At 38.1% G+C, this 24,065-nt stretch carries 27 protein-coding genes; 17 read left to right on the plus strand and 10 right to left on the minus strand.

Annotation, left to right across the window (positions count from 1 at the left end; translation table 11 throughout):
* Positions 1-19: 19 nt before the first annotated feature.
* From Q1B07_RS09120 to Q1B07_RS09130, 3 genes are read right to left on the minus strand one after another with little or no spacing between them, the layout of a single operon-like run.
* Positions 20-1,999, minus strand: coding sequence for a hypothetical protein (locus Q1B07_RS09120; RefSeq protein WP_299088901.1), 1,980 nt, complete (start codon positions 1,997-1,999; stop codon positions 20-22).
* Entirely contained in the window at positions 1,974-2,876 is a 903-nt protein-coding gene (locus Q1B07_RS09125; RefSeq protein ID WP_299088902.1) for an ABC transporter ATP-binding protein, read from the minus strand. Before Q1B07_RS09125 ends, Q1B07_RS09120 begins: the two co-directional genes overlap by 26 nt.
* A complete protein-coding gene (locus Q1B07_RS09130; protein WP_299088904.1) occupies positions 2,854-3,258 on the minus strand; it encodes a GntR family transcriptional regulator in 405 nt (134 codons plus the stop codon). Before Q1B07_RS09130 ends, Q1B07_RS09125 begins: the two co-directional genes overlap by 23 nt.
* 244 nt (positions 3,259-3,502) lie before the next feature.
* Between Q1B07_RS09130 and Q1B07_RS09135 the strand changes: the two genes are divergently transcribed.
* Positions 3,503-3,889: a hypothetical protein gene (locus Q1B07_RS09135; RefSeq protein ID WP_299088905.1), complete on the plus strand. Its 387-nt coding sequence runs from the start codon at positions 3,503-3,505 to the stop codon at positions 3,887-3,889.
* Between the two features lie 38 nt (positions 3,890-3,927).
* Here the strand turns inward: Q1B07_RS09135 and Q1B07_RS09140 are convergent, their stop codons facing one another.
* Positions 3,928-4,131 carry a hypothetical protein gene (locus Q1B07_RS09140; protein WP_299088907.1) on the minus strand — a complete coding sequence of 68 codons (204 nt, stop codon included), beginning with the start codon at positions 4,129-4,131 and terminating at the stop codon, positions 3,928-3,930.
* A gap of 140 nt (positions 4,132-4,271) precedes the next feature.
* On the opposite strand from Q1B07_RS09140, the gene Q1B07_RS09145 reads away from it, so the two are divergent.
* The 5 genes from Q1B07_RS09145 to Q1B07_RS09165 all read left to right on the plus strand — a co-directional run bounded on the left by Q1B07_RS09145 (position 4,272) and on the right by Q1B07_RS09165 (position 9,305).
* Complete coding sequence (locus tag Q1B07_RS09145; RefSeq protein ID WP_299088909.1) at positions 4,272-6,164, plus strand: ABC-F family ATP-binding cassette domain-containing protein; 1,893 nt, start codon at positions 4,272-4,274, stop codon at positions 6,162-6,164.
* A 62-nt stretch (positions 6,165-6,226) separates the two neighbouring features.
* The gene (locus tag Q1B07_RS09150) at positions 6,227-6,601 is read left to right on the plus strand and encodes a DUF1992 domain-containing protein (RefSeq protein WP_299088910.1); all 375 of its coding nucleotides are present in this window, start codon (positions 6,227-6,229) and stop codon (positions 6,599-6,601) included.
* 100 nt (positions 6,602-6,701) lie between these two features.
* Complete coding sequence (locus Q1B07_RS09155; protein ID WP_299088911.1) at positions 6,702-7,184, plus strand: hypothetical protein; 483 nt, start codon at positions 6,702-6,704, stop codon at positions 7,182-7,184.
* A gap of 265 nt (positions 7,185-7,449) precedes the next feature.
* Entirely contained in the window at positions 7,450-8,142 is a 693-nt protein-coding gene (locus Q1B07_RS09160; protein WP_299088912.1) for a hypothetical protein, read from the plus strand.
* A 224-nt stretch (positions 8,143-8,366) separates the two neighbouring features.
* Positions 8,367-9,305: an alpha/beta hydrolase gene (locus Q1B07_RS09165; protein ID WP_299088914.1), complete on the plus strand. Its 939-nt coding sequence runs from the start codon at positions 8,367-8,369 to the stop codon at positions 9,303-9,305.
* A 44-nt stretch (positions 9,306-9,349) separates the two neighbouring features.
* Here the strand turns inward: Q1B07_RS09165 and Q1B07_RS09170 are convergent, their stop codons facing one another.
* Together Q1B07_RS09170 and Q1B07_RS09175 are read right to left on the minus strand one after the other, a co-directional pair.
* Positions 9,350-9,505, minus strand: coding sequence for a hypothetical protein (locus Q1B07_RS09170; RefSeq protein WP_299832614.1), 156 nt, complete (start codon positions 9,503-9,505; stop codon positions 9,350-9,352).
* 56 nt (positions 9,506-9,561) lie between these two features.
* A complete protein-coding gene (locus Q1B07_RS09175) occupies positions 9,562-9,786 on the minus strand; it encodes a DUF1128 domain-containing protein (protein WP_046589599.1) in 225 nt (74 codons plus the stop codon).
* A gap of 379 nt (positions 9,787-10,165) precedes the next feature.
* On the opposite strand from Q1B07_RS09175, the gene Q1B07_RS09180 reads away from it, so the two are divergent.
* From Q1B07_RS09180 to Q1B07_RS09190, 3 genes are read left to right on the plus strand one after another with little or no spacing between them, the layout of a single operon-like run.
* A complete protein-coding gene (locus Q1B07_RS09180; protein ID WP_299088917.1) occupies positions 10,166-10,636 on the plus strand; it encodes a low molecular weight protein-tyrosine-phosphatase in 471 nt (156 codons plus the stop codon).
* Positions 10,637-10,654: 18 nt separating this feature from the next.
* A complete protein-coding gene (locus Q1B07_RS09185; RefSeq protein ID WP_299088918.1) occupies positions 10,655-10,987 on the plus strand; it encodes a YtxH domain-containing protein in 333 nt (110 codons plus the stop codon).
* Between the two features lie 11 nt (positions 10,988-10,998).
* The gene (locus Q1B07_RS09190; protein WP_299088919.1) at positions 10,999-11,820 is read left to right on the plus strand and encodes a YihY/virulence factor BrkB family protein; all 822 of its coding nucleotides are present in this window, start codon (positions 10,999-11,001) and stop codon (positions 11,818-11,820) included.
* A gap of 259 nt (positions 11,821-12,079) precedes the next feature.
* Here Q1B07_RS09190 and Q1B07_RS09195 read toward each other — a convergent pair whose 3' ends face one another.
* The gene (locus Q1B07_RS09195; protein WP_299088920.1) at positions 12,080-12,229 is read right to left on the minus strand and encodes a BH0509 family protein; all 150 of its coding nucleotides are present in this window, start codon (positions 12,227-12,229) and stop codon (positions 12,080-12,082) included.
* A 485-nt stretch (positions 12,230-12,714) separates the two neighbouring features.
* On the minus strand, positions 12,715-13,908 hold the full coding sequence (locus Q1B07_RS09200) for an MFS transporter (protein ID WP_299088921.1): 1,194 nt from the start codon (positions 13,906-13,908) through the stop codon (positions 12,715-12,717).
* A 143-nt stretch (positions 13,909-14,051) separates the two neighbouring features.
* Here Q1B07_RS09200 and Q1B07_RS09205 point away from each other — a divergent pair, with 143 nt between their 5' ends.
* The 5 genes from Q1B07_RS09205 (at position 14,052) to Q1B07_RS09225 (ending at position 18,774) form a co-directional block, all read left to right on the plus strand.
* Positions 14,052-14,435: an OsmC family protein gene (locus Q1B07_RS09205; protein ID WP_299088922.1), complete on the plus strand. Its 384-nt coding sequence runs from the start codon at positions 14,052-14,054 to the stop codon at positions 14,433-14,435.
* 206 nt (positions 14,436-14,641) lie between these two features.
* Positions 14,642-15,697 carry a calcium/proton exchanger gene (gene cax, locus Q1B07_RS09210; RefSeq protein WP_299088923.1) on the plus strand — a complete coding sequence of 352 codons (1,056 nt, stop codon included), beginning with the start codon at positions 14,642-14,644 and terminating at the stop codon, positions 15,695-15,697.
* Positions 15,698-15,987: 290 nt separating this feature from the next.
* Positions 15,988-16,593 (plus strand): membrane protein, encoded by a 606-nt coding sequence (locus tag Q1B07_RS09215; RefSeq protein ID WP_299088925.1) that lies wholly within the window; start codon positions 15,988-15,990, stop codon positions 16,591-16,593.
* A 66-nt stretch (positions 16,594-16,659) separates the two neighbouring features.
* A complete protein-coding gene (locus Q1B07_RS09220) occupies positions 16,660-17,454 on the plus strand; it encodes a YfkD famly protein (protein ID WP_299088926.1) in 795 nt (264 codons plus the stop codon).
* A gap of 90 nt (positions 17,455-17,544) precedes the next feature.
* On the plus strand, positions 17,545-18,774 hold the full coding sequence (locus tag Q1B07_RS09225) for a hypothetical protein (protein WP_299088927.1): 1,230 nt from the start codon (positions 17,545-17,547) through the stop codon (positions 18,772-18,774).
* A 1-nt stretch (position 18,775) separates the two neighbouring features.
* Here Q1B07_RS09225 and Q1B07_RS09230 read toward each other — a convergent pair whose 3' ends face one another.
* Entirely contained in the window at positions 18,776-19,642 is an 867-nt protein-coding gene (locus Q1B07_RS09230; RefSeq protein ID WP_299088928.1) for a mechanosensitive ion channel family protein, read from the minus strand.
* A gap of 15 nt (positions 19,643-19,657) precedes the next feature.
* Positions 19,658-20,779 carry a radical SAM/CxCxxxxC motif protein YfkAB gene (gene yfkAB / locus Q1B07_RS09235; protein WP_299088929.1) on the minus strand — a complete coding sequence of 374 codons (1,122 nt, stop codon included), beginning with the start codon at positions 20,777-20,779 and terminating at the stop codon, positions 19,658-19,660.
* 213 nt (positions 20,780-20,992) lie between these two features.
* On the opposite strand from yfkAB, the gene Q1B07_RS09240 reads away from it, so the two are divergent.
* From Q1B07_RS09240 to pdaA, 3 genes are all read left to right on the plus strand, one after another.
* On the plus strand, positions 20,993-21,193 hold the full coding sequence (locus Q1B07_RS09240; RefSeq protein ID WP_299088931.1) for an SE1561 family protein: 201 nt from the start codon (positions 20,993-20,995) through the stop codon (positions 21,191-21,193).
* A gap of 337 nt (positions 21,194-21,530) precedes the next feature.
* Positions 21,531-23,069, plus strand: a complete 1,539-nt coding sequence (locus Q1B07_RS09245; RefSeq protein ID WP_299088932.1) for a fumarate hydratase — start codon at positions 21,531-21,533, stop codon at positions 23,067-23,069.
* A gap of 187 nt (positions 23,070-23,256) precedes the next feature.
* A complete protein-coding gene (gene pdaA, locus Q1B07_RS09250) occupies positions 23,257-24,018 on the plus strand; it encodes a delta-lactam-biosynthetic de-N-acetylase (protein WP_299088986.1) in 762 nt (253 codons plus the stop codon).
* Positions 24,019-24,065: the final 47 nt, after the last annotated feature.

Below are 24,065 nucleotides of genomic sequence, written 5' to 3' on the forward strand. Positions count from 1 at the left end.
AAGGGTCAGCCTTGTAAAATCAATTCAATTTATTTTTCACCTCATCTGGAACACTATTTTCAGGAATAGCTCCAAACCATTCATTTCCGTCTTTTAACGTAAATTTAATAAAATACATTTGGTTTTCTGAAATGTCGGTGAAATTCTCTAGAAGTGTTGAAATGATTTTCTGATCGTCAATTCTAATAGGTTGTTCACCTAACCTAAAAAGTTCATCTGGACTGTAGTATTCCTGTGTTTCATTCTTGTTTATTTTCGTGATTTCAGCCTTTGCGATTTCATTGCTAGTTATTCGAGCATCATCTAAATAGCCATGTTGATCAAGCCAAGCTGAAGTGTCATCATATGATTTCTTCCAGCTAATTGAATATCCTTCATATTGGTGTCTGTCTTTGATTGATTTTGTTGAAAGCTCAAAATATCCCCATGGACTTACCGGACTTGTGAGTTCCTCAAAGGTTTGTGAGAGAAGTTCCTTTTTGAGGATGCTTGTAAGCTCGGTGATTTCCTTTGAATCTGTAATCGTTACGAATGATCCAGCCGGTCCATTTGGGATTACGCGAATGGCTGTAATGTCATCATGTAATTGTGTATATTCAGGGAGGTTTATTTTATAATCCTCCGCCTCCATTACTGGTTTTAACTGATCCACCATGAGATTTGCCGGTAGTTTGTATTCTCGTGTAAATAGCTTTCCATTATTTAATCTGTAGGAAATCATGATTTCCTGGATACCGATTTCATTCGTTAAGCCCTCAATCAATTCCTGCTGACTGATCATGTACTTATGCAAATTTCGAACATCCTGAATATAAAGCTTAGAATCTGAGTAAATATCTGCGCCTTTCAGCAACTGATCCTGCAGTTCGTATTTATTTCCAAAAGATACTTCACTAATTTGGTCCATTTGCGGCAGCTTCTTTTCATAGTTTATAATATCTGTTTTTATTCCAACGAATAGCAAAATAAAAATGATGCTGTAGCAAATAAAACCCGTAAACAGTCGGAAATGGAAGATTCTCCATGATTTTTGAAGTATCATTTCAGCAATTACATAACCTAGTAATGCTCCAATGCAATAACCAAAGATGATCCAATTCCAATGAAGGGACCCGGCAGCGGAGAAATAAGAGCCGCCAAAGATCATGCTGCAAAATGTTACCCCGTATTTAAACACAGGCTTTAATATGGGAAAGGCAATTACTTCTGTTGCTTTTTCCAAATGTCTTGCTTTGTAAAGACCAATACCAATTAAGAAGAAACCAATCGTTAAAATGACATAAATAACAACCTCTAAGATAGTGAAAGGCTCCGAAGTAGTCCATAATTCAATAAAACGCATAAAGGGAGACAAGTAAGTTAATTTTTGCTCAATATAAAAAGCTGAATAGCCAAATAGTAAAAGAGATAAATTATAGTTTACTAGTGTTACCAGTCCAAGAGGTAAAAATAGAAAAATATACGTCAATACAGCCTGTGCACTTGACATTCCCGTTATCATTCCAACGGCAACGGTAAAAATAAACAACATGCTCGTAAATAAGATCATAAGTCCTGTCCATGATAGAAGCTCTTGAATTGTTAATATCGAGTGGAATTCTTTCATTGAATTCGTTGCAAAAAATAAGACAATGGATGTGAGTATAATTGGGATTAACAGTAACAGCAATCCGCTTAGAATATGACTCAAATATATTGTCTCTCTGCGAATTGGCAAGCTGTGAACCATGTCAACAGATGCCTCATTTTGAAGGTATCGAAATAGAATTAAACCTGCTGCAACAGGGATAGAATGCAAGATGAGCACTTGCAGCTCTGTATTAATAAAAAAATAATTTTTATAGTCTTCGAATATGACATTTTCTCTGGATGGTAACTGCATGAGCTCAAGTGGGACGACGAATAACAGTAATAGAAAATAGATCAAGCTGATCCAGCCGTGCTGTCTCATATCCTGTTTTATTATGCCGATCTTAAAGAAGGATTTTTTCGATTTCATAGCCCACATCCTCCATTTCATAAATAAATATCTCTTCTAATGTTAAAGGCAATAAATCATATAAAAGGATCTCTGTTGAATGAATCACTTTATTAATTTCTTCTTTCTTTCCTTTAACAATAAGGAGCAGTACGCTGCCTCTTTTTTCTTGATGAAGGATGTTCAGCTTGCTCAGGAGATGTTCCTCATGTGTAGGATCAGATAGGGCCAGCTGAACTTTATGGGTATCTGATTTCAGATCATCGATTTCCTTCTCAATAATGATCTGACCTTTATGCATAATGCCAACGTGATCGCAAAGGTCTTCAATTTCACGAAGATTATGTGAGGAAATTAACACAGTCATTTCACGCTCTGCAACATCCTGAAAGAGCAGGTTTTTTATTTTTTGTCTCATGACAGGATCAAGTCCATCGATCGGTTCATCTAAAATTAATACATCAGGCATTGCAGATAAGGCAAGCCAAAAAGCAACCTGACGCTTCATCCCTTTAGATAAGCGGTGGACTTTTCTCCCCAATTCAATATTAAAAGCAGGTTTTAGCTGTTCAAACCGTTGCTGATTCCAATTCGGATAATATTCTTTATATTGGGCAGCCATTTGGGCAACGGTTATTTGTGGGAAAAAATATAACATATCTGGTATAAAGACAACACGTTCCTTTATTGCTGTGTTTTCGTACGCGGAAACACCATCAATTTTAATGGTTCCTTTATCCTGCCGGTTAATTCCTGCAATTATTTTTAAGAGGGAGGTTTTCCCTGCACCGTTTGAGCCGAGCAGGCCATAGATCGAACCTTTATGAACAGTCAGCGAAAGGTTCTTGACAGCATCATTTTTGTTGTATTTTTTACTAACGGAATGTACCTCGATCATTATTGTTTACCCCCTTTGTTTGGTGATTGGCTTCGTGAAACAGTACATATAAATCTTCCTTTGTTAATCCAAGGTAGATGGCTTCAGCGATTAACCTTTTAATATCTGTCTTTAATTCTTTCAGCCTTTCTTCATTTGGCATTTGTTCAATTGCTGAAACAAAATTGCCTTTGCCTTTAATCGAATAAAGAAAGCCTTGATTTTCAAGCTCGCGATAAGCTCTCTGAATCGTATTAGGATTAACGGTTAATTGACTTGATAGCATTCTAACAGATGGCAGCTGTTCATCGGGCTTTAAAATGCGATTAATAATGAGTTCTTTAATTTTATCGACTAATTGTTCGTAAATGGGCTTCCTGCTTCTTACATCTAACTGAAACATAAGTACCCCCCCTTCGTATTAACTATATTAATACGATTAATACAGTTTGATTTTACAGGATAAAAAAGGAAAAATCAATATCATGAAAAGATAAATAACGATATAATGTTAGACATAAATATGAGATGATGGAAAGAAGAGATAGAGATAATCAAGCTGAAAGGAAGGGACGAATACATTGCAGCATAGCGTTATTGAATCAGTCATCAATCAGCTTTTGCTATGATCTGGTTCTTCAGCCGACGTGGTTGTAGAATCAACGTTTCCTGATGGACGCCTTGTAGGGGGGAAGTATCATCTAGGTACTCATACGATTACCTTATATCTTAATACAATAAAACAGCAGTGTGTGCAGCTGTTTGCGACAGATCAATATTATTTAGACTATCTTATGATTGTTACAGCACATGAATTAGGTCATGCCGAGGATCAAGAGCTGGTCGAATTATGTAATCAGCTCGATGAATGTACGAGCAAGGCTGAAAGAAATAAAATTTCTCTTAGAATTGAAGAAAATGCCTGGCGGTATGCCAGAGCTCTTTTAAAGGGTATGGATACTACTATTGTAGAAACTGTGGTTTTCCATTCCTTGAAACCATATTATGAGGAAATGGATAAGGAGATTGCGTAAGAGATGGATAAAGGGACTCACTTGGGATGTCAGTCCCTTTATTTATCGTTTTCTTCACTTGCAGAGTCTTGTTTCGTTTTATGTTTTTGCTTTTCCTCGCGTCTTTCCTTTTTTAGGTCCTCCATGGGAATAGGGTCTACCGTTTGTTCACTTTCATAGCGTTCAAATAATGTTTTTTCCTTCGTTTTATATTGCTCAGGATGATCTGTTTCTTTTCTTTGTGGCTTATTTGCTTCTTTCATATCTATCACCGCCTTAAAGTGTATAGTTCTTAATACCACATTTTTATAGAAGAAAAACATTCCAAGGGCATTTTTTTTAGCATGGAGTGAATGTTTTGCTATACAATAGAATCATACTTTTTAGAAGGATAGGATAAATAATGAGTATATTACAAGTTGAAAATTTATATAAAACATATGGCGATAAGGTTTTATTTGATCATATTTCCTTTGCGATCGCGCCCAAGCAGAGAATTGGCTTAATTGGTGTAAATGGAACAGGAAAATCTACTCTATTAAAGGTGATTGCCGGAATAGAATCAGCAGATTCCGGTGAATTGACACATTCAAATTCAATTCGGATTGAATATTTACCACAGGATCCAGAGCTGACGGAAGGATTGACCGTATTAGAACAAATCTATTACGGGGATGTTCCGATCATGCAAGTCATGAGAGAGTATGAGCTAGCATTAAGTGAGCTTGAGGAGGATCCTGAAAATGAAATGAAGTTAAAGCGACTCATGGCCATGCAGCAAAAAATGGACCAGCATGATGCTTGGGAAGCGAATACGGTTGCCAAAACTGTCTTAACAAAGCTTGGTGTTACAGATTTTACGAAGCAAACCACTTATCTTTCTGGTGGTCAAAAGAAACGTGTGGCGATTGCCAAAGCGCTTATTCAGCCAGCAGATTTGTTAATATTGGATGAGCCTACAAACCATCTTGATAATGAAACAATTGAATGGCTTGAAGGATTTTTAGCTCAGTATAGAGGATCGATCATGCTGATCACCCATGATCGTTATTTTTTAAATCGAGTAACCAATCAAATTTTTGAGCTTGATCAAGGAAAGCTATACACATATTCCGGAAATTATGAAGTATTTCTTGAAAAGAAGGCGGAAAGAGAAAGCAATGATGAACAAGCTGAAGTAAAACGACAAAATTTATTGAGACGTGAACTTGCATGGCTGCGTCGCGGCGCTAAAGCAAGGTCGACAAAGCAAAAGGCGCGAATTGGCCGGGTGGAGGAGCTGAAGGAGCAAAAGGGTCCGGCTGCAAGCAAGGATCTTGATTTTGCGATTGGTTCGGTACGCTTAGGGAAAAAGGTATTAGAGCTGGAGCATATTTCGAAAGCCTATGATGGCAAAAAGCTAATCGATGATTTTAGCTATTTGGTGACACCAGGAGAAAGGCTGGGGATTATTGGGCCAAATGGCAGCGGGAAATCAACGCTTCTCAATATTATGGCAGGTCGAATACGAGCTGATGAAGGCACAATTGATGTAGGAACGACTGTGAAAATTGGTTTTTATACACAGGAGCATGAAGAAATGGATGGCGATCTTCGTGTTGTAGAGTACATTAAAGAAACGGCAGAGATTGTCCATACCATTGATGGCCAGGTTATCACAGCTGAACAGATGCTTGAGCGCTTTTTATTCTCGCGCTCAGCACAGTGGACATATATCCGCAAGCTTTCCGGTGGAGAAAAGCGACGTCTTTATTTATTAAAGGTTTTAATGGAAGAGCCAAATGTTCTTTTCCTCGATGAGCCTACAAATGACCTGGATACACAAACTCTTAGTGTATTAGAGGATTATCTGGATCAATTTCCAGGCGTTGTTCTTACAGTATCACATGATCGCTATTTCCTTGACCGTGTCATTGATCACTTGCTGGTATTTGAAAAAGATGGGCAAATAAGCCGCTTTCAAGGGAGCTATACAGACTATTTAGAAGCAAGCAAGCTGCAGGAAATGCAACAGGAAAATGAAGTTACAACTGAAAAACCTGCTTATAAAAAGGAGAAGAAAAAACGTCTTTCTTATAAGGAACAGCAGGAATGGGAGCAAATTGAAGATAAAATCGCCGGCCTGGAGGAAAGAAAAGAGCAGCTTGAGCAGGAAATTGCTGCTGCTGGAAGTGATCTTGGCAAAGTACAGGATTTGTATAAGGAACAAGAACGAATCGAAGAAAAATTAGAAGAAGCAATGGAACGCTGGGAGGAATTATCCCTGCTTGTTGAAGAGATTGAACAGGAAAATTAAGCAGGAAGGCCATTTTTAAGGCCTTCCTGCTTTGCTATACTTATAAAAAGGAGCGTGATCATATGGATGTTTTCTCTATCATTGCTGAAGATAAAATCCGCAAAGCAATTGAAGAGGGAGAGTTTGATCATTTGCCAGGTCAGGGAAAACCTCTGAAGCTGGAAGATTTATCACATATCCCGGAAGATCTTCGCGTTGCCTATAAGGTATTGAAAAATTCAAATATGTTACAGGATGTTGAGCGCTTGAAGGAAGAATTAATGACAATTGACGATTTGCTTGCTGCCTGTGATAGCAGTGATGAAAAGGAGACACTTTTTAAGAAAAAGCATGAAAAGCAACTGAGGTTAGAAGCAACCTTAAACAAAAGGAAAGCCCTTGATTCACCAGCGTCAGCATTTTATAAAGAGAGGCTATTAGATCGTTTTAAAAAGTAAAGGATGACCCGAGGATACTTAGATAAGAAAAATTAAATGGGAAAATGAGTGATATTTTTTGATTCTTTGCACATTCTAACTAAAAAAAGGTGCGATAGGATTGAAAAACGCAAAATGGTATATAGTTGGTTTGATGGTCTTGCCATGGTTAAGCTCTCCTTTGATCGGTCGGAGATCATTTAGGAAATATTGGGCTTCATCCTTATTTATGTCTTGTTTTGTAGCAGCAGAAAGCTACCTAGCTAGAAAAAGAAAATGGTGGTGGGTTTTTGAGAAAATCTTTCCGGTTGGAATCGGTGAGCTTCCTCTCATTATCGGACCGTTTTTTATCGGCACGATCTGGATTTTGAAGCTGACTCACAGAAGCTTTACGTTATATCTCCTTGTTAATGCAATGGTGCATTATTTTTTTAGTTATTTTGTTCTCGATTTTTTTAAGAATTTAGGGATCGGTGCATTGGTTCGACTTAAGCGGTATCAATTAATGCTTATTTTCTTAGGCAAGTCCATTATTTTATATGGTGTACAAAAAGGAATAGATAAAGTTAGCCATTCAATGAAAAAAGCAGGAGATGCATCATAATATGACCTTCTGCTTTTTTTATTTTAGTTGCTTTATAAAGGAACATTTTACAGGGGATAAAGGACATTTCACTTAATAATAGATAAGGAAATTGGCATAGAAAAGAGTTTACAATCCCATCATTACGCCATTTTTCAAGATTCTCTCTGCAAAGGCTAGGGTAAATTAATTGTGATGAAGGAATGCTTTTCTACATACATCTTGTACAAAGGTTAAAGTGCTGGTATGAGGATTATCTTTAAATAAAACAAGGAGGAGAGGTATAATGAAAAAATCATTTTTTATATGGATGCTTTTGGCTGTGTTTATGACCATTACTGCATGTGTGGATGCAGCTGAACAAGTAAATGAACCAATAGATGAAGACAATAAGCAAGTCGAGGAAAATAAAGGTGGGAAGGAAGGTTCAGAAACTGAGCCAGAAGAAGGCAATCAAGACGATCAACCTGAAGCTGATCCGAAGGAAATCATTATGGAAAAGTCAAAGGACGTATTGCAAGCTTTAAAGGAGAAAAATGGGGAAAAGCTTGCAAGCTATGTACATTCAGAAAAAGGTGTATTATTTTCCCCTTATATTTATGTGGAGGGTAAAGCGATTACGTTTGACAGCGAAAAAATGAAAGGGTTTTTCCAAGATTCGCAAACCTATACATGGGGGAGCCAGGATGGCAGCGGGGATCCGATAGAGTTAACACCAAGCGATTATTATCAAAAATATATTTATAACGATCACTTTGATCAGGCGGATGAAATTGTATTTGATCCAAAGGAACCAAGAGGTAATTTGAAGAGAAACCTGACTGAGGTTTTTCCCGATTCACATACTGTTGAATATTATATAGCAGGCACAGAAGAGTATGGGGATATGGATTGGAAGGCATTAAACTTAGTATTTGAACAGGATGAAAAAGGAGAATGGAAGCTTGTTGCCATCGCCCATGATCAATGGACGATCTAATAAGAAAAGCGAAAGGCGCTTAGTATTCGTCGACTAGACCCTAGATGCCGTTAAAAATTATCTCTTAACTGCACTTGCACGTCCTGTGCTTCACCGATGGCGCCTGGAGCTAGACACCAAAACTAAGTACAAATTTTTTTCTTATCACTTAGAGAAGAAAAAGTTTCACACCCTTTAGGCCTTTTTAATAAGATATAAAAAAGCCTAGAAGGGAGGAGAAGTTGATGCTGCAATGGCTTTTTCTATCGCTTCTGATTATAACAATCGTCAGCTTGCTGGCTATTGGCTTGCTTTGCCGCCTGCTTCTTTCACCAAAACGGTTTTCATATGAAACAACCTATAAGCTCGGCATAGAGAAGGGTGAGTTTGATGATCAACTCTTTCACGCCACACCGAAAGAGGAGTTGTTTATCGATTCTTACCATGGGTATAAGCTGCATGGAATGTTTTTCCCAGTGACAAAAGGCAAAAAAGTAATCATCATTGCTCATGGGATTACATGGTCATTGTTTGGGAGCTTTAAATATGTAAAGATGTTTCAGAAAAGAGGCTTCCATGTCCTATTATGTGACCATAGGTACCATGGGTTGAGCGGCGGGAACTATACATCATACGGTTATTTTGAAAAGGATGACTTACAAGCATGGATTGACTATTTAGCAGAGCGAATAGGAGATAATGCTTTTATTGGTTTACTGGGAGAATCGCTTGGAGCGGCATCTGCATTAGAAATTAGCAAACGTGATCATCGCGTAAGTTTTTGTATTGCCGATTGTTCCTTCAGCGATTTTCAATCACTTTTAAGGCTAAAGCTAAAAATGAATACAAAGCTTAAGCTATACCCGCTCATTAATATCGTTAGCTTTCTTATAAAACTTCGTCATGGCTGGAGCTTCCCAGATATATCCCCAATAAAAGGACTGGAAAAAACGAAAACACCGATTCTTTTCATACATGGTAAGGAAGATTCGTTTATACCTTTGCAAATGACAATAGATATGTTTAAGCGGAAAATAGGGAACAAGAAATTATACTTAGTGCCTCGTGCTGGTCATGCGGAAGCCTATAATACAGATCCGAGAGGCTATGAAAACAAAGTGATTGAATTTATTAAGGATATTGAGGAAGTATGCAATCGGGATCATGCTAATCTTACTTTATAGATTGCAGAAACAGAGGAAAGAGGCTGTTTCGGCAGCCTCTTTCCTCAATCTTTATTTTCCCGATTTTCATCAGGTAAAGGGTCAATTCGGTAGGCGTCTTCAGCGTTGACTGCTGTTTTCAAGGTATGAAGAAAAAGTCCAATTGAAATGATGAGCAATCCGACTAAACTAATAGTAGCTAACCACCAATCTAACATCATAACCTCCCCCTTTTTACATACATATGACGGGTTAAGGGAGGTCAGAATAGTTAATGTTAGCTTTTGCGAAGATTCCCAAGTTCTTCCGCAATGGCTTGCATTTCATTTGGGCTGAAAGAATTTCTTTTCATCACATGCTCGTAAATATCCTTAAGCTCTTCATACATTTCTTCGTCAAAATGTGAAGGCTTGATCGCACCAAGGTTAAGAACTCGTAGCTTTTCTTTAATTTGCTCAATCATGTATTCAACGTTTTCAACCGATTTTTCTGTAAGATTCACATGTTTCGCTCCTTTCTTCATCCATTTCTCAACAATTATGTTTATTGTAACATGAATGACGGATAAGCATACAAAAACTTGTTAATTATGAGGAACCCCTGCTTTACGTTTGATTCGAACTGTTACATACAGCAAACTCCAAAGAAAGATATTGACATCACTGATTAAACGCTTCCGAAACCACCACCTCATGATTGTATTGTGATCTTGAAAAGTCTGTCCTTTGAATACGCTTAATCAAGGATATTCTATAAATGGACTGGTCATGTCAACTTTTTCAGATTGATTTAAGGAAAACTGTGTTAAAAAAGATTATGATAATAAAGAGCATCTCGGTTTTAATAATAAATTTTTGGGTAAAGTTTGATAGGAGGATAAGATGGTAAAAATTTTATTTGTTTGCTTAGGGAACATCTGCCGTTCCCCAATGGCAGAAGCAATTATGAGACATTTAATCCAAAAAGAGGGATTGGAAGGAAAAATAACGGTTGATTCAGCAGGAACCGGTAATTGGCATATTGGCAAACCGCCCCATGAAGGAACTCGTTCGATCTTAGACAGAAATAATATTTCCTATGAAGGGCAAAAGGCTAGAAAACTTATGGAAGAGGACTTAACAAGCTTCGATTATATTATTGGCATGGATAGTGAAAATATAGGGAATATTAGGCGGTTAGCAGGTTTTAAACAAGCAGGCAAAATTGCACGTCTTATGGACTATGTCGAAGACCATCCGATTGCCGATGTTCCAGACCCTTACTACACGGATAATTTTGATGAAGTGTATGAAATGGTGCAAAAAGGCTGTGAAAATTTGTTAAAAGAAATCAAAAAAATATATAATTTTTAAAATTGGAGGGACAAACAGATGGCAAACGAGAATAAACTGTTAACAGGGATGCTTGTAGGCGCTGTAATTGGTGCAGCTGTATCACTTTTGGACAAACGTACTCGCGAGGATGTCATTCAATCTTGCAAAAAGGTCTCTTCTAAAATGAAAGGATATATCGATCAGCCAACAACGCTTACAACAGATGTAAAGAAGAAAATAGATGAAGCAAAAGATATTGTTCAGGAAGTATCGGATGATCTTTCTTTTGTAAATGAAAAGGTGAAGGAGCTAAAGGAAACAACTCCGCAAGTGGTCAATATGATACAAGAGACGAGGGATCGATTCATGACAAAACGAGAACAATCGTGAGGTGATGCAAATTGCAAAAGGAAAACTCATTTCTAAAAGAATTAATCCTGCGATTCACCAGTGATGAGGTAGCAGGGCTTGCTGCACAGCTATCTTACTTTTTTCTTCTATCCTTGTTTCCATTCCTTATTTTCCTGATTACATTAATCGGTTACTTACCGATTTCGCAAGATGAAGTGTTAGGAACGATTGAGCATTTTGCGCCAGGGCAGTCAATGCTGATTATTGAGCAAACATTAGATCAAATCATCAATCAAAGAAATGGCGGCCTTCTGTCTTTCGGGATTCTCGCTACGCTTTGGTCAGCTTCTAATGGACTCAATGCTATTGTTAGGGCTTTTAATAAAGCCTATGATGTAGAAGAAACAAGGTCATTTCTTGCAGCGCGCGGTATGGCTATCCTACTTACAGTGGCAATGGTGTTTGTCATCGTTGTAGCCTTATTATTACCAGTGTTTGGCCGGGAAATTGGATTAATTATCTTTTCGAACTTTGGGTTTTCTGATGAATTTTTAACAATTTGGAATACCTTGCGATGGTTGGTCAGCGGAATCATTTTGTTTATTGTTTTTTCCGTTCTTTACTATGCAGCACCGAATAAGCATTTACATATTAAAGACGGCTTGCCAGGATCTTTTGCGGCAACAATTGGCTGGATTGCTGTCTCCTTAGCGTTCTCATATTATGTGGCAAACTTTGCAAACTATAGTGCCACTTATGGCAGCATTGGCGGTGTTATTGTGCTGATGATTTGGTTTTATTTATCTGGAATGATCATAATATTAGGCGGTGAGCTGAATGCGCTGTTATATAAAAGGAAGCATGCAGCTTAATTGAATTCCAGTTATTTATACTTATACAGTATTCCCCCTTGAGGAATAGTAATGAGTGAAGACATCAAGTCTTTACTTCCAATGAAAAGCGGGGGATCATCAGATGACAAAACATACAAAAAAAGGCGGAAGCCATACAAAGCAAAATTCTAAACAAAAATCAAAGAATAAAACAAGCGGTAGTGCAAACGGTCAAAACGGCTACCATTAAAATAAAAACGGGATGGCTCTTGGATTGATCCAATAGCCATCCCGTTTTTTACTCTGAAAACTCAATAAAACTGTTATATACCGTACTATAAATATGCTCAATATCCTCATCAGTCATATAAAGAAGTGTCTCCTTGTCAATCTCCTTCATTGTTTTGATAAATTCAATCATATTCTTACGCTCTTGCCTATTCATCATTTCAACCATCTCCCTTTATTGTTATGATACAGTTTATTATTTGTAATTGTATTATATAACAGATTGTTTGAGATGTTAATCATTTTTTTGAATTATTGGAAAGTTTTTTTGTGGAGGGAAATTGAAGTGTGGATAGAGGGAAGGGAGTTGATGGAATCGGGGTATTTGGTAGGTAGTGATACTGGGGGGATGTAGAGAATTTCGGCGGAATTCGGGATATATCGGCGAAATCCGAAATATATCGGAGGAATTCGGGATATATCGGCGAAATCCGAAATATATCGGCGGAATCTGGGATATATCGGCGAAATCTGAAATATATCGGCGGAATATAAAATATATCAGCGGAATCCGGGATATATCGGCGGAATCCGGGATATATCAGCGAAATCCGAAATATATCAGCGAAACCCCAATTTACATAGCAAAAATCAATATCTGCACATACTAAAAAAAGAGCTGACAAATGCCAGCCCCCAATAATCTTATTGAAAAGAAGTTGCTTTTTCCTGCTTATATTCGGATTGCAGACTCTTAGGTCGATAAGCGGTAATGGTGAAAAAGATGACAAACAGCATACCGCTGATAATTAGAAAATAGCTGATGTCCTCGGTGTACTCAATAAACATCCCGCCTAAATATGGGCCAACTAAGCTTCCGACACTAAAGGCAACCCCGCATAGCAGATTGCCGGCAGGCAGCAAATCTTTAGGCATTAGGTCTGTCATATAACTGATTCCTAATGAAAAGGTTGAGCCTACCGCCATTCCTGCAATAAAGAGGCAAACGGATAAAGCGCTAACAGACTCCTCTAAGAAGCTTGCTGCTGAAAAGCTGATGGCCCCAACAAATAATATCGTCATTAAAATCGTTTTTCTGCCAAATTTATCGCTTAGCATACCAAGCGGCAGTTGGAACACAATCGCGCCGATCGCAAAGGAAAATAATAAAACAGATATGCTTGAGACTTCAAGTCCGATTCGTAAGCCGTATACAGGGAAGCTGCCGTTCAAGGATGATTCCAAAAACCCGTACCCTAGTGGAGGCAGAAATGCGACCCAGCCAAATGTAAAAGCATGTCGAAACCGTTTTAATGATTCCTTCATCGTGTTTACCTCGATGGTTTGTTCTGGAAAATCATTCTTTAACAGAAAAAGAAAGACCCAGCCAATAAAGCAAAGCACAGAAGAGATGATAAACGGCAATGCTTCATGAATGGCGATTAACGGTGTCATTAAGGGCCCCACCGAAAAGCCAATACCAAAGAATAACCCATATAGGGAAATGTTTCTGCCCCGTTTACTTTCTGGTGAAAAAGAGGTAATCCATGTCTGTGTCCCAAAATGTAAGGCATGGTCGCCAATTCCGATCAATAGCCGTAAAACAAACCAAAACCAAAATGATTCCCAAAGTGGAAATAACCCAAGAGACACAGCAACGATCGCACCACCAAGAATAATGATTGGCTTAAAGCCGAATTTTCGAAGCGGATATTCCATGAAAGGTGATACTAAAAGTATACCAATATATAATGCCGTTGCATTTAAGCCATTTAAAGCTGATGAAACTCCGTTATTTTCAAATATAACAGCAATTAACGGAAGAAGCATTCCTTGGCTAAATCCTGATATACCAACAATTGAAACAAGAATCCAAAAACGCAAAGACTGTTTAGTCATATATTATACCTCTTATTTTTAATGTAGGTTACCTATGAATATTATTATGAAATAAGGAATAATTCAAGAATCGAAAAACCTCACTATCTTTTTTAAAAGTTGTTTTTCCTATACAATTTAAGTAAAAAATGGAGGAATCAAAGATGGAATTTAAAATGAAGGAAACTGGCTTTTATACGACAACAGGATATGGTGAACTGCATGTAGCAGGGGACGAGACTTATGGACATCGACCTTATCAGCTAATGGCAGCTTCTATCGCAGTATGCAGCGGCAGTGTATTACGAAAAATTTTAATGAAAAAAAGAATGGAAATTAAAGATTTAACCATTTCTACAAAAGTTGAACGAAATGAAGAAATGGCAAACCGAATTGAAAAAATCCAGATTCATTACCGAATTAAGGGAGAGAACTTAGATCCTGAGAAAATTCAAAAATCAGTTGAGGTAGCAAGTAAAAATTGCCCTATGGCACAATCGGTACAGGGAAGCATTGAGATTGAAGAAACGTTTGAATTAGAGGATTAAATAAATCAACACTTTTCTATAATAAATGAATGGATAAACTCACCTTTAATAACATAAAATACCGGTATGCAAATTTTTATCCACATTATGGAATCTATAAAGGAATGATTGTAATACGATTTAGAGTGTAGGTTTTTAATTTGTGGTAATGAGGTATTTCTTAGGTAGAGAAGGAAGTCATTCTATATAAGGAAAGGTGAAGGCTAATGGCAAATCGAATTTTTACTCTTATCGTATTAATTGGTTTACCACTTTCGGTCATTGGGAGTATTTTCCACTGGCCATCGGTGATTATGTTTGGCGTCTATTGTATAACGATTATTGCATTAGCAGGTTTTATGGGCAGAGCAACTGAGAGCTTGGCCATCGTAGCGGGTCCCCGCATTGGGGGATTATTGAATGCCACATTTGGGAATGCGGTCGAGCTGATTATCTCAATTTTTGCATTAAAAGAAGGTCTTGTAGGAGTTGTTTTAGCCTCTTTGACGGGATCTGTACTGGGCAACCTCCTGTTAGTTGCAGGACTAAGCTTTTTTGTTGGGGGCTTAAAGTTTAAGCGACAGGAATTTAATATTTATGATGCGCGTCATAATTCCGGGCTTTTAATGTTTGCGGTTATTGTGGCATTTGTCATTCCTGAAGTCTTTTCAATGGAAATGACTGAAACGCAAACCCTATCATTAAGTATCGGGATTTCGGTTATCTTAATTATTTTATATTTAGCGGCATTGCTGTTTAAGCTTGTCACTCACCGCGGGGTATACCAACATAAAACAGATGTCGTAGAAGAGCATGAGGAGCCGGAATGGACAAAGGGGAAGGCTTTGATCATCCTATTGCTTTCAACAGTTGCTGTAGCCTATGTGTCAGAAAATCTCGTACATACCTTCGAATCTGTTGGTGAAAGTTTCGGCTGGTCAGAGCTGTTCATAGGGGTTATTATCGTTGCGATTGTAGGGAATGCTGCTGAGCATGCTTCTGCGATCATTATGGCCTATAAAAATAAGATGAATATTGCTGTTGAAATAGCCGTCGGTTCAACATTGCAAATCGCGATGTTTGTTGCACCATTACTTGTGATCATATCCCTATTTTTCACTCAAAAAATGCCGCTGGTCTTTACATTGCCGGAGTTAATCTCAATGGCAACTGCAGTTTTGCTAACGATCTCTATTACAAATGATGGAGATACAAACTGGTTTGAAGGGGCGACCTTGTTAGCTGCCTATATTATTATGGGGATAGGATTCTATTTACTATAATGAATGAAAACAGTCTGGCTCCGCTATGCGGGGCTATTTTCAGTTTTTAGACAAAAAAAGAACTCTGTGCAAATGCACAGAGCCATCAATTTGTGTAGGACGAAACAGATAACTAGAGAAATTGGTAACGCTTGCAAAAAAACATTATCAAAATTCTAGGGACACTCTATCGTATGTCTTAATGATACATTATCATGATAAATTTGTAAATATTCTATTTATTTTTATTTCATGTTTTAAAGTAATGATTGTCCGCATATTGTATAGCATTTGCAGAAAGGAACGTAACAATGAAAATTAAAATCTTATTTTATGTGATTGGACTCTTTTTAATGGGACTTGGTGTTACCCTCACGATTAAAGCAGAATTAGGGGCTGGTGCATGGGACGCTTTAAATGTAGGGCTTTCAAATGCGATTGGATTAACGGTTGGTAGCTGGGTCATTATTATAGGGATTCTCTTGATGTTTTTAAATGCTTTTATTGTAAAGGGGAAACCAAAACTTCTTGCAATTATCACCATCCTTCTTATTGGATTTTCGGTTGACTTTTGGTTAATGGTCGTTATGAGAAATATTGAATTTGAGCTGCTTCTTCATCAGCTGCTATCCCTTTTGGGAGGGATCGTTTTTATAGCAATTGGAGTTTCAATGTATTTGCAAACAGATTTTCCGGCAAACCCTATCGATCAATTAATGATTTCATTGCACGAACGATTTCACTTAAACTTTATGGTTGGGAAGACGATAGGAGAGGTATGTGCACTGATCCTTGCTTTTTTTATGCAAGGCCCAATTGGAGCAGGAACGATTTTAATCACCTTTTTGATTGGTCCTTTTATTCAATTAATTAACGTCCCTATCGCAAGAAGATATGAAATGTTAATCAAAAGATAAAAATTTTGGATAAACTAATAAACACTAGAAAACACTAAGGATAGCATGATGAAAGGAGTAGAAAGTATGAAAAGATGGTTGCTCATTTCTGTAGTATTGCTTTTATCATTTAGTTTTTCAAGTGCTGTGCTTGCAGAAGGAAAACAACAAAAGCCTAAAATGCCAGGCTCGGTTATGGAGATATCGAAGGAAAATACCTATCCAAACCCTACACAGGATTTGCCATATCTTCAACCAAGCGAGCTTACTAGAAGCTTGATTGAGACTTCAGAGGTTCCAATTGAAAACCCGGATTTAATCAAAATCCTAAATGAATCAACGATTGCCGATGCTCCGTTAGCATTCGGTTACAGGGCAACAATTTTTTTAGGAGAATGGGCGCTAAATTATGAATCAACTGAAACAGCGACAAATTGGGAATATCAAAAGATCAATACGAATTACCAAGATAACCGAGGCGGGAAAGGACCGGTTCAGGTTCATTATAGGCAGGAAGCACAAAAATCTGTCAAAGGCGGGTTAACGGCAAAGGTGCCAGAGGCAGAGCATGTGAAAAAAATGATGCTGCTAACGGCGATGAAAAAAACAAATCTGCCGCTTGCATTTGAAACGATTATTGGTGCCGGAACAAAGAAAGACCAAGTATATAATATCCCTCCGAAAAAATTAGGGTATTTATATGCTTATGCACCTGCTGTGAATGAAAAAGGAAAGGTGACTTACGGAGAAGTCTACTTAGTTTTAAAGGGCAATAAGAAAAGCATTGTGGTCAAAAATGTAACCTCCCAAGGGATCGGTGCTTGGATACCGCTCCAAGACCATGCATCATTTGGTTTTGTTACCTCAGATCGGCCGAGATAATGGAAGCATAGGGATCAATGCGCGTGTGCGTGTTGGTCTTTTTTAATGAAAAAAGCAGAAAGAGGTTCCTACAGAATAGGAGGTATTCATATGTATAGAATTTTTCTATTTGCGATCATCATCATTATCTTATTTCCAAGCATGATGTTTGCTGAGGGAATTCCAGCTGAAAAACTCAAAGCTGCATTTATTCGTGATGGAGAGCTTTGGACATTAATAAACGGTGAAGAAAATCAAGTGACAAATAACGGCAGAGTTTCGTCCCCTAAATGGTCCTATGATGGAAAGTGGCTGCTTTATCAACAAGAGGATGCATCGGATCAACAAGTCTCCATTTGGGCGTACCGAGTTGATACGGGCGAAAAGAAAAAGATCTTTTATAATGGGTATTCCGCAACATGGGCACCAAAGAGAAAGATCATTGCTTTTAATGACAGAGGAATTTTAAATATATCTGACTTTAAGCAGTTTTATAACATTGCGACCGGTGTGAACAGTTATACATGGTTACCTGATGGAGATGGATTTCTGCTTTCGTCCTCAGGGGTTCTTCGCCCGGATGGATGGACAAGTGCGATGCTTTTTACGAAAAAAGTAAAACCCCCTTATAAAGACATCATCTTATTTGGAGGAGTTGATCATTTTTTCACTCTACCAAGAGAAATTGGACTCAACATTAATAAAATCATCGCCGTTTATGCCGATGATTTTACCTACTCACCAAGTAATAAATGGATTTCATTTATTGTTTCACCAACAGCTTCCTGGTCAATGGACAGCAATATGCTTTGTGTCATTTCACAGGATGGGAAGGATTTTGAGGTGTTAGATGAAATTATTTTTGAAGTGGGTGAGCCGAAGTGGGCGCCAACAAAGGATATCATTGCTTACATTGCCGGAGGCGGGCGGATCGTTTATGGCTTTAAGGATAAAAAGTTGAGGATGAAGGAAATGCCTGTAAATGGTTCACTCACTCCGCAACATTATACAGAGCTTGATTTTACTTGGATCAATGACCAAAAAATTGTCACGTCCCGGGTAAAAGAAACAGAATGGTCTAATGATTTTAGTGAGCATCCTTTGCCGTCCCTTTATCTAATTGATATTGAAAACAATAAACAAACCAGAGTAACCTCGCCGCCAAAAGGATTTGGAGATTATCATCCTCAAAGTATCCTCTCAGCCAAAAAGCTCATTTGGTTAAGAGGTCGTTCTCTTACAGATCAAAACAGGGATGTTTGGATATCAGAACCAAATGGAGAAGATGCGAAAAAATGGTTGGAAAATGTTGAGATGATCGAAATCTATGAAAAGAACTGAATCAACCTTGATTCAGTTCTTGCAACCTCTCATCTTCTTTTTGCTGGTATAACAAAATTTGTCCTTCTGCAAGACCAATCTTTTCATCATATAAAGCTTGAGCAATGATTTTTCTTGCTTCTTTTGCCGTACTCCAGTAATACTGATCATCAACAAGCCCGATCACTGTATATTCGTACCCGTGAAATCCAGCATTTAATGAGGTCATCCCAAATACTTGAAAGGACTCAATAATATTTCCTTCTAGATCACGTTTTAAACAATGTTCATATTGTTCATTGATCGTTTCACATGCTTTTTCCAGCACAGCCCAGACTCTTTCAGGATTTTCGCGAAATCTCACAACAACGCGTTCAATTACTCGCATTCGGTCAATATTGTAATTTTGAATTTGTTTTATTTCGCCGTTGCTAATCGTTAACAGCTTGCCGCTCCATTCACGTACTTTTAAGGAACGAAGGCCAATTTCTTCTACAGTACCATTAAATGTATTATTAATCGTAATGAAGTCCCCTTGATGAATTTGCTTTTCATAAATTAAAAACAATCCTGCTAGAATATCCTTTATTAAACTTTGGGCGCCAAAGCCAAGAATGATCCCAGCTACTCCAGCACCAGCCAAAATGGAACCGAAATTATCCACAAATTGCGAAACAACATACAGGATAAAACAAATCGTCGCTGTATACCTTGTAAGAGACTGCATCATGCTCTCAATCGTTTTTTCCTTCCGTTCTTCAATAAAGCTTGTTTTTTGAAAGAACTTCCGAATGACAATATTTATGAGAATGACGCTGATCCATAGGCCAACTGCAACCACGACAACATCAAATATAGCTAATTCCTTGAATTTATTAAACTGTTCCATGTCGTATTTGTCACCTTATAGTTTTGATTTTCGTTCTGTAAAATCAACATCCTTATAATAACTATTCTTTACAAGGATATTAGGTCCTAGACATTTTACTGAAGGGCAGTGGCAATTAAGTGACTTTGCTAATGCTGAATCCATCCATTTATCATAAGCTGACTGCAGGGAATTGTCCTGGATATTGCCTAAAGGAGGAGCATCGCCAAAATCAGTGACAATAATATTTCCATCAAAAATATTAACATTTAACCGGGAGCGGCCATCCGGATCATTTCGGACTGTAACATTTTTACTTTCACTTAGCCGTTTAATCAATGCTAAATCTTCCTGATCATCACTACATGCATAAAAAGGCAATGTACCAAAAAGCATCCAGACATTTTCATCGCGAATGTCTAATAAATGGTGAATCCCTTTTCGCAATTCCTCTAAGGAGAGGGTTTCTAAGCTGCTTGCAAAATCACTAGAATACATTGGATGAATTTCATGGCGCTGACAAAGCATTTCTTCAACAATTTGTTTATGGATTTTTTCTATATAAGGAAGTGTGCGCTTATTTAGCATCGTTTCAGCGGAAACAATCACACCGGCTTGAACAAGTGCCCGGCTATTTTCGATCATTCTTTCGAATAACGCAGCCCTTTGTTGATAAGTTGGTTTCCGATCCATAACCGCAAAACCAACCTCGACAAATTCATCAATTGTTCCCCAATTATGTGAAATATGTAGGACATCTAAATAAGGGATGATCTTTTCATAGCGTTTTACATCAAGCGTCAGGTTCGAATTTATTTGGGTACGAATGCCGCGTTCATGGGCATACTTTAAAAGAGGGACAACATACCCGTCAACCGACTTTAACGAAAGCATTGGTTCACCGCCAGTAATGCTAAGCGAGCGAAGAGTAGGCACTTCATCTAATCGTTTTAAAAGCAAATCAAGCGGTAGAGCATTGGGATCCTTCGGTTGTAATGTATAACCAACCGCACAGTGCTCACAACGCATATTGCATAACGTAGTAGTCGTAAATTCGATATTTGTTAACGACATATTTCCATATTGCTCAACATCCAAATAAGCTTCCCATGGATCATATGAGGTTGTAATTGGTTTTAATGACTTTATTGCATTCATGAGGATACTCCTTTTTTACAAATAAGCTTTATATATTCAGTTAAAAGCAACCTGATTAATTTAAATTCTTCTAAAGCATTTTTGATAGCATACCAACCATTTTATCATGAACAATAGCTGTTATCACTATATGAAGTCATTTGATATAAAAAGGATATAGTTGTCAGAAAAAGGCTTATAAGCTACGATAGTAAAGTTGAAAGGAGAGGTAGAATGGGAAACGCTGTTCAAGATAAGGATTCACAACTATCTTATTTAAAAAACCGATTGAATATGTTTATGGAAGTACTTGATTCAATTGACCCGGAATCTACAGATGTAGATGATATAGACCGTTTATTGCAAATGCTTGACGACCTTGAATTTAAGTATGAGCAATTTAAGAAGGATTGGGATAAAGAGAAGGAGGGCTGACACAGGGAGGGTGTTGGCTCTTTTTTTTTATGGGGACTATTTGGGGGTTTTGTCTTAGTTTTAGTGTAAAGCTCAAGCCCTAACCTCTCTAGGGTCTAGCCAATTTAGAATTGAGGGCAAAGAACGCCTTCTATTCTAAATCGTCTTATTTGCCCTAGGCTGAGCAAGGCGCTTCCGCCTTTCTAACTGAAAGCGCTCTTAATAAATCTTTTCAATAAATTTCATAAGGAGTATAATAAAAATTGAGAGAAATTGACCGAAAGATAAAAAATATAGTGGAGCTAAAGCGTTTATTTTAGGGTTGAATGTACGCTTGTGCTTAAAGGGGAGAATCGAGATGAAGAATTTTTATGAAAGCATGTATCAATTGGTAGTTGAAACATCGACCAATCTGCCAAAAGACGTTAGAAGAGCAATCGCGGCTGCGAAATTAAAAGAAAGTGCCGGTACACGCTCGGCGATGTCACTTGCCACGATCACCAATAATATTAAAATGGCGGATGACAATATTTCACCAATCTGTCAGGACACAGGTCTGCCAACGTTTAAATTGAAGGTTCCTGTTGGCGCCAATCAAATTGAAATGAAAAAGGAAATCAAACGTGCTATTGAACAAGCAACGAAGGATGGAAAATTACGTCCAAACTCTGTTGATTCGATTTCAGGTGCGAACAGCGGGGACAACCTTGGAGAAGGAACACCTGTTATTAAATTTGAGCAATGGGAAAAGGATTATATTGATGCACGTCTTATTTTAAAAGGCGGCGGCTGTGAAAATAAAAATATTCAATATAGCCTGCCATGCGAGCTTGAAGGATTAGGTAAAGCTGGAAGAGATCTTGATGGCATTCGTAAATGTATTATGCACTCTGTTTACCAAGCACAAGGTCAAGGCTGCAGCGCCGGCTTTATTGGCGTTGGAATTGGCGGAGACCGGACAAGCGGTTATGAACTTGCAAAAGAACAGCTCTTTAGAAGAGTCGATGATGTGAATGAGCGTGAAGATTTACGCCAGTTAGAAGAATATGTGATGAAACATGCCAATGAGCTGGGAATCGGCACAATGGGCTTTGGCGGGGAAACAACCTTGCTTGGCTGTAAAATCGGTGTCATCAATCGTATTCCAGCAAGCTTCTTCGTTTCTGTTGCTTACAACTGCTGGGCATATCGCCGCCTTGGTGTTTATATTGACCCAGAAACTGGTTCAATCAATGAGTGGCTTTATCAAGATGGTGAAGAGGTAGAATTTGCTGAAAATGAAGTAGCAGCTGCTAATGAACAAGTGGAGGCACCTCGAGAAGTTGTTCTTGAAGCGCCAATTACAGAAGAACAAATTAGAGAACTTAAGGTCGGCGACGTAGTTCGAATCAACGGCATGATGTACACAGGCCGCGACGCGATTCATAAATATTTATCTGAGAATGATTCACCTGTTGATTTAAATGGACAAATTATTTATCACTGCGGACCTGTTATGATGAAGGATGAGGACGGCAACTACCATGTGAAAGCGGCTGGACCGACAACAAGCATTCGTGAGGAGCCATATCAAGGAGATATTATGAAACGCTTCGGAATCCGCGCCGTTATCGGAAAAGGCGGCATGGGTCCAAAAACACTTCAAGCATTAAAAGAGCACGGCGGCGTTTACTTAAATGCAATTGGCGGAGCTGCTCAATACTATGCAGATTGCATCAAATCCGTAGAGGGTGTCGATTTCATGCAATTTGGTATTCCAGAAGCAATGTGGCACCTAAAAGTAGAAGGCTTCACAGCCGTTGTAACGATGGACTCTCATGGTAACAGCTTACATGCGGATGTTGATAAATCTTCATTAGAGAAGCTTGCACAATTTAAAGAACCGGTGTTTAAATAAAATTTAAATGGAAGGAAGACTTGGGGGAACTTGGGTCTTCTTTTTTTATTACTAAAAAAATGCTCACTTGGAATTTTTTACTCTGTATGGAAAAACGTCCTCAATAAACACTATAGATAACGAGAAAAGAATTGAGGAGAGAAGCAAGATGAAAAAGTGGTCTTTTGCTGTAATTTTATTTTGTGTTATGTTTCTTTCGATGAATACGGTTTCTGCATATCCGAATAACCCAATTCATTGGGGCTTTAAGAGAAGTCAAAATCATGAGCCTGCCTCAGCCGGGGAAGAATTAGATAAGCTTCTTGAAAAGCATGATGCCTTTTATATGGGGGATCCAACCAAAAAGGAAATTTATTTGACTTTTGATAATGGCTATGAAAATGGGTATACGGCCAAGGTTCTTGATGTGTTAAAAAAGCATAAGGTCCCAGCAACATTTTTCATAACAGGCCATTATTTAAATACTGAGCCTGAATTAGTGAAAAGAATGGTGAAGGAAGGGCATATTGTTGGCAACCACTCTTGGTATCATCCTGATTTAACGACACAGAGTGATGAGGAGCTGAAAGAAGAGCTTGAGTCAGTACGGCTTAAAGTAGAAGAGCTTACTGGGCAAAAAGGGATGAGCTACCTGCGGCCGCCAAGAGGGATTTTCAGTGACCGTGTTCTTGCTAAATCAAAGGAACTCGGATATACCACTGTATTCTGGTCGTTGGCATTTATTGATTGGAAAGTTGATGCGCAAAGGGGCTGGAAATACGCTTACGATAATATTATGAGGCAAATTCATCCAGGCGCGATCCTTTTGCTTCATACGGTATCTAAAGACAATGCGGAAGCACTTGAACAAGCCATAACGGATTTAGAAAAACAAGGCTATATTTTTAAAAGTTTAGACGATTTAATGATCAATAAAGCGATCGATCACCCTTATCTTATTTCCCTTTGATAAGGGTTTTTCAATTGCCCTTGAATAGATTGGTTATGTAAAATGCT

It is taken from the genome of uncultured Metabacillus sp. (assembly GCF_947503125.1).
GTDB lineage: Bacteria > Bacillota > Bacilli > Bacillales > Bacillaceae > Metabacillus.